The organism is Pseudomonadota bacterium, from assembly GCA_010028905.1.
In the GTDB taxonomy this organism is placed as follows: Bacteria; Vulcanimicrobiota; Xenobia; order RGZZ01; family RGZZ01; genus RGZZ01.
In genome coordinates this window covers 1-5,430 of the sequence record RGZZ01000346.1, presented here as the reverse complement: position 1 = coordinate 5,430, position 5,430 = coordinate 1, and the positions used below count along the sequence as shown (strand labels likewise).

Below are 5,430 nucleotides of genomic sequence, written 5' to 3'. Positions count from 1 at the left end.
GAGCGCGTGGGAGTACTACGTCGAACGCGCTCGTGGGGCGAGCGCCAGTGCCCCCTCATCAGACGACTTCGACACGGTGGAGGTTGTTTTCGAGGAGTACTCGGCGCCCCCGTTGCACGCCGCGCCCAGTGGGTCGCGATCGTCTGATCGCGACGGGGCCGATGACGCCCCCACCATCTCCTCGGTGTCTCGCCGCACGCGAGAGAGGGGGCTTGATGTCGATGACGACGGCGCGTCGGGCTCAGAAGGCGAGAGGCACGGGTTTGACGCCTATCCGCCGTGGTTTGACAGGCGCGGTCTCGTATGTCTTCTGGCCGGCGACATGGCGGCCGCTGCGCGATACTACAAGGCGTGCTTGAAGCGCGCTCCGGATTCGCCTGAGGGCTGGTATGGCACGGCGGCCCTTTCCCTGGAACGGGGAAGGTGGGCGGAGGCGGCCACGGCATTCGTGCGTGGCTGGCAGTGCGACCGGGGAATTCCCGTCGGGCGGTATCTGCAGGACCTCTGCATGGATGCGCCAGACGCCTGGTACAGCTTTGCGGGGGCGTTGGTCGAGATGCGTCGCAAATCGGCCTACGAGTGCGCTGACCTCGTTCTGGCGGCCGTTGCACTCGACTCCCGCTCTCCCCACGCGCTGCGCCAGCGCGCAACGCGGGTGCGTCAGAGCCTCGCCGAAGCCCTGGCCACGCGTGCCCAGAGCGATGCCCTCCCGCAGCATCGCCGCGGGCGCTCCGGCCTCGGCAAGGCGGTGCTGCAGAGCGTGGTCATCGTCATGGCCCTGGCTGCCATGGCGGGGGTGGCCGTTTGGTTCGCGACCCTCTATCGCACCACATCGGGGGGATATCCTGCGCCGATGCCCTCAGTGACCGCCGCCGCCCCCCTGGCCGAGCCGTCTTCCGCAACGGGCGCACGCGAGCCATCCGCACAGCCGTCGAGGGCAGCGCTCTCCACGCCAGGATCTGCCCAATCGCCCTCTCCGACGGGTGATCCGCTGCCCATTGCAACCTCGGAGGCAGAGACCGACGCGTCTCCCTGGCCGTCAGCTTCGGCGCCATCGTCGTCGCCCTCTGACAGGGCGACTGCGCCCGCGGGGGAGGGCCCCCCCCTTCCCGCTGACGCCGGGTCTCCCGCAGCCGTCTCGCCCGTCTCTCCCGCGGCGTCGCCCTCGAGTCAGCCTGAGGACGGCGACGCCACGGTCTCGGTGACGGATGATCACGGGAACGGTCACATGGTCAAGATCGATGGGACACCGGCAGGCCTCACGCCACTGACCCTCTTCCTCCATCCGGGGCGTGCCTACACCATCACGGTGGCCGCGTCGAGCGGCAGGCCGCCGTGGACGGTGCGGCTTCGACCCGCGCCAGGGGAGTCGCAGCACGTGGAGGCCGTGCTCACACCCTGAAGGTGCGAGCACGCGCAGCCTCCACCATGCTGCAACGGGGAGGAGGGGCTACTGCACCCGGACCTTCACGCCACGCTGCTTCACCTTTTCACTGGGGTGCATGGCGAGGGTGAGAAGGCCGTCCTGGTAGTGTGCCTCGGTCTTGTCCGGTTCGACCTCGAACGGCAGCCGAAGGCTGCGCTGAACCACGCCCTGGCGGATCTCACGCAGATGGTAGGCCTCGTCCTTGATCTCCTCTCGCTCGCGCACCGTTGCGCGAATGGTCAGCACATCACCGTCGATGTTGACGTCGATGTCGTCCTTGCGAACCCCGGCCAGGGGACATTCCACGACGTAGTCGTCTCCCCGCCGATAGCTGTTCACGGGCGCCAGGTTCCCCTCAAACCCTGGGGCAGGCACGCCCTGCCACAGGTCGCCGAAGAGTCCCGACATGGATTGCTGGAGATCACGCATCGAGTCGAGCATGCCGAGCATCGGGTCGGCGAATGCGCGAAGGGGTCTGGATTCACGTCTGGCAAGCATTGCTTCTTGACCTCTTTCCTGGGTCGGCGCCGCGTTTCTTGCGTCGCCGCCGGGCTTGTGCGAGGCGCTGGTTCGCGTTGGGGTCACGTACCGTCGCCATGAGGTTGGTACCCATCGTCAGGCGTTGTGTACACACCCGCCTGCCGCAGGCATGACGGCTGCTGTGCCGGCGTGTTTGGGTCAATGCATTTGTTCGATATGAAAAAAAAATATTCTCATATCGAGGAGGGGCTTCGAGCAAAGCAGCGAATGCCCATCCCCATGGCAAAGAAGAGAAAACCACTCGATTTTGAATCCATCCGCCTGGCAGTCGGCCAACGCATCCGAGAGGCTCGGCTCGCAGCCGGCCTGTCTCAGGTAGAGGTGGCGGTGCAGTGTGGCTATACAGCGGCCAATCCGGTCTCGAAGCTCGAGAACGGTGACGTGGTCCATCTCGATGTGGCGCGTGTAGCGGCCATTGCGCGCGCGTGCGACGTCGAGCTGAGCTGGATCATCGAGCCCGCCGCCCTCGCCATGCAAGGCCGTCTGCGCTCGAAGCACCGCTAGCCGGGGTCTGCGGGGGCTTCAGGTCTCTGAAAACCTGACGGCAGACCGCGGGGCCTTCGGGGTAGGATTCTTGCTTCGTTCGTTGAAAGACGGCGCAACGATGCAGAGTACGCCCCTGATAAATGCCCAGCAGGTCGATGCGTTCTGGCAAGACGGTTTCGTTCGCGTGAACGACGTCCTCGAGCTTGCCGAAGTCGAACGTCTGCGCAAGCGCGCCGATGACATTCTGCTCGGCGTTGTAGACTTTCCGCGAGAGCATACCGAGACCGAACCGGAGCTCGGGAAGCCGCTGGCGGTCGACCGCCGCATGGGCATTCGCAAGATCCGCCACCTCACAACCTTCGACCCTGTCTTTGCAGAGCTGTGCACGCACCCGAACGTCGTGCGCATCGCCACCACGCTTCTAGGCCCCGACGTGAAGCTGCTCGTCGACCAGATGCTGTGCAAACCGGCCTGCTTCGGCTCGGCCAAGCGGGCCCATCGCGATGCACCATCCTGGCCCATCAATCCGGATGACGTCATGACGCTGTGGATCGCGCTCGACGATTCTACGGTGAAGAACGGCTGCATGCGCTTCCTTCGTGGCTCGCACCGCACCGACGCCACCGAGGGGCTCGAAGAGGTGGCGGTTGAGGTGAGCTCCGGGAGCGGCACCTGTCACCACAGCATGGTCCTGCACGAGACCTACGACAACCGCACCCCGAATCGACGCCGCGCCATGACCCTGGTCTTCGCCCGGGCCACCGCGCGATGGAACGGGCCCGACCCCAAGCCCGAGTTCGTCACAGTCGCCGGGAAGTCCCACGACGGCTGCATCTGATCCGGCGCACCCCGCCATCATCCCCCCCAGGGGGAGCCATGTCCATCAACCGACGTCAGTTCGTCCAGGCCGGCGCCAGCGCGCTCTCGTTGCTTGCCCTTCAATGACAGGCGGCGTTCTCCGCAGCGCCGGGGCGCAAGGACAAGCGTCCGAACATCGTGCTGCTCTTCACCGACCAGCAGCGCCAGCCTCAGCACTGGCCAGCCGGCTGGGTCGAGCAGAACCTCCCGTCGTTCGCCCGACTGAAGCGCCACGGCATCGAGTTCAAGAACGCCTTCACCGCGGCGTGTCAGTGCACCCCCAGCCGCGCCACCCTTCTCACCAGCACGTATCCCACGGTACATGGGGTCACAGAGACGTTCTCGCCGCCCTCGCTCATGCCCACGGGGGGCCAGTTGCAGACCTTCCAGCAGAACCTGATCCGCCTCATGGCAGACGCCGGCTACCACGTCGAGTACAAGGGGAAGTGGCACAACTCCCTGCCCATCGGCGACGTCTGGACTGACGCAGACGCAGAGCACCTTCGCAAGGCCTACGGCGTGCCAGGGTGGAACCCGCCCGACGCGGGCGACAGCATCACCGATGTCACCACCCTGTGCGGGGGCTGGGCAAACAACGACGGTCGCTTCGTGCACGGCATGTCGCCGGGCGACGCGAAGCAGGTGAAGAGGTGGGGGACCTCCATCCTCGACTTCATCAAGACCTACAAAGGCGACAAGCCGTTCTGTCTCATCATCTCACTGGTCAACCCCCACGACATCGAATACTTCCCCAATGGCTTCGATCGTGGCGCCTGGCCTACGTCAACTTCTACGCCTGTCTGCAGAAGCTGGTCGACAAGCACATCTGCGAGATCCTCGACGCGCTTGACGCTCGCGGCTTCACCGACGACACCATGATTGTCCGCTTCGCCGACCACGGTGAGAACGGCCTCTCGCACGGCATGCGCGAGAAGGTGTATGCGGCGTACGAAGAGATGATCCACGTGCCGATGATCGTCTCGTACCCGAAGTGGTTCTCATCTCCGCTCGAGACTGAGTCGCTCATCTGCCACGCCGATGTGCTGCCCACCGTGGCCGCCATTGCGGGCATCCCGGCACAGACAGGCGGACGTCTCGGGTGGGTGGGCAAGGACTTCACCCCTATCTTGCGCAACCCCGCCGCCAGCGTGCAAGATTCCATCGTGTACTGCTTCAGCGGCGGCGTCAACTTCCAGCGCCAGAACCACGTCAAGCACGATGTGCCGGTCGAGATCCGCGCTGTGCGCGAGAAGAACTGGATGTACGCGGTCTACTTCAGCTCCGATGGCACGGCCATCGAGCAAGAAATGTACGACATGGTGGCCGACCCGCTGCAGACGAAGAACCTCGCCTTCGAGCCGGCGAAGCGTGACTCGTCGCTGGGCAAGGAGTGGGCCCGCCTGCACGGCACGCTGGCGCGTGAGCTGCATGCCAGAAACGCCCAGCCGGCGGGGTTCCGCTGGCCCGCTGATCCCTTCGCGCACAGCGTGTAGGATGTCGCGCCTCCTGTTCGCGTGCTGCGCTTAGTAGGCTCCGACTACTGCAGCTTGAACACCGAGTTGACGAACAGCTGATTGGCGTTGTAGCTGGTCGACCCCACGAAGTCGCGCATGTCGATGAGACGCAGATCGAGATTCATGGTGTGACTGGGCGAGAGCGTGAAGTCAAAGCCCACATGGGTCACGGCCTGCTTGACGTTGGTGAGGGCGATGCCCTGGTTGCCGGGCCAGTGGGAGTGGTACCAGCCGAGGCGCAGGTTCACGCGCGGATCGATGGGGTACGTGGCGCGCAAGCCGTACTCGAACTGCGGCTGGTTGTAGGCATTGAGCGGAGATCCGCCCCGCGGGGTGCTGTTGGTGGAGTACATGCCTTCCACCATCAGCTCGGAGCGCTTGAACGTGTGCTTCACGTCGGCCAGGAATCCCGGAAAGCGCCCTCGCTCCGTGCCTCCGCCGAGCAGCATGGGGTACATCGAGTCGATGTTGCCCACGGTGGTGGTCTGTTCCGGGGGGTCGGCTCTCACCTGGTGAAACTGCGCCCAGCTCACCGAGGCGGCAGTGCGCTTGTCGGAAGATTCCCAGCTCGTGTTCAGCTTCACGCCCTCGAAGTTGTTGGGGTAC

At 65.1% G+C, this 5,430-nt stretch carries 7 protein-coding genes; 5 read left to right on the top strand and 2 right to left on the bottom strand.

Annotation, left to right across the window (positions count from 1 at the left end; all coding sequences use genetic code 11):
* The first annotated feature begins 76 nt into the window (after positions 1-76).
* Positions 77-1,402, top strand: coding sequence for a hypothetical protein (locus EB084_18650; GenBank protein ID NDD30282.1), 1,326 nt, complete (start codon positions 77-79; stop codon positions 1,400-1,402).
* Between the two features lie 48 nt (positions 1,403-1,450).
* On the opposite strand, the gene EB084_18645 is transcribed toward EB084_18650, so the two are convergent.
* Complete coding sequence (locus EB084_18645; GenBank protein ID NDD30281.1) at positions 1,451-1,924, bottom strand: Hsp20/alpha crystallin family protein; 474 nt, start codon at positions 1,922-1,924, stop codon at positions 1,451-1,453.
* 183 nt (positions 1,925-2,107) lie between these two features.
* Between EB084_18645 and EB084_18640 the strand changes: the two genes are divergently transcribed.
* The 4 genes from EB084_18640 to EB084_18625 all read left to right on the top strand — a co-directional run bounded on the left by EB084_18640 (position 2,108) and on the right by EB084_18625 (position 4,803).
* Positions 2,108-2,470 carry an XRE family transcriptional regulator gene (locus EB084_18640; GenBank protein NDD30280.1) on the top strand — a complete coding sequence of 121 codons (363 nt, stop codon included), beginning with the start codon at positions 2,108-2,110 and terminating at the stop codon, positions 2,468-2,470.
* A gap of 100 nt (positions 2,471-2,570) precedes the next feature.
* Positions 2,571-3,290 carry a hypothetical protein gene (locus EB084_18635; GenBank protein ID NDD30279.1) on the top strand — a complete coding sequence of 240 codons (720 nt, stop codon included), beginning with the start codon at positions 2,571-2,573 and terminating at the stop codon, positions 3,288-3,290.
* Positions 3,291-3,445: 155 nt separating this feature from the next.
* On the top strand, positions 3,446-4,189 hold the full coding sequence (locus EB084_18630; GenBank protein ID NDD30278.1) for a hypothetical protein: 744 nt from the start codon (positions 3,446-3,448) through the stop codon (positions 4,187-4,189).
* Complete coding sequence (locus EB084_18625; protein NDD30277.1) at positions 3,961-4,803, top strand: DUF229 domain-containing protein; 843 nt, start codon at positions 3,961-3,963, stop codon at positions 4,801-4,803. Before EB084_18630 ends, EB084_18625 begins: the two co-directional genes overlap by 229 nt.
* Before the next feature lie 44 nt (positions 4,804-4,847).
* Here the strand turns inward: EB084_18625 and EB084_18620 are convergent.
* On the bottom strand, positions 4,848-5,430 hold a 583-nt coding region (locus EB084_18620), incomplete at its 5' end, for a hypothetical protein (GenBank protein ID NDD30276.1).

What these genes read in the sequence shown, in the direction of transcription:
- EB084_18635 (NDD30279.1), top strand. Translation starts at nt 2,571, where the DNA reads ATGCAGAGTACGCCCCTGATAAATGCCCAGCAGGTCGATGCGTTCTGG.
- EB084_18645 (NDD30281.1), bottom strand. Translation starts at nt 1,924, where the DNA reads ATGCTTGCCAGACGTGAATCCAGACCCCTTCGCGCATTCGCCGACCCG.
- EB084_18640 (NDD30280.1), top strand. Translation starts at nt 2,108, where the DNA reads ATGCATTTGTTCGATATGAAAAAAAAATATTCTCATATCGAGGAGGGG.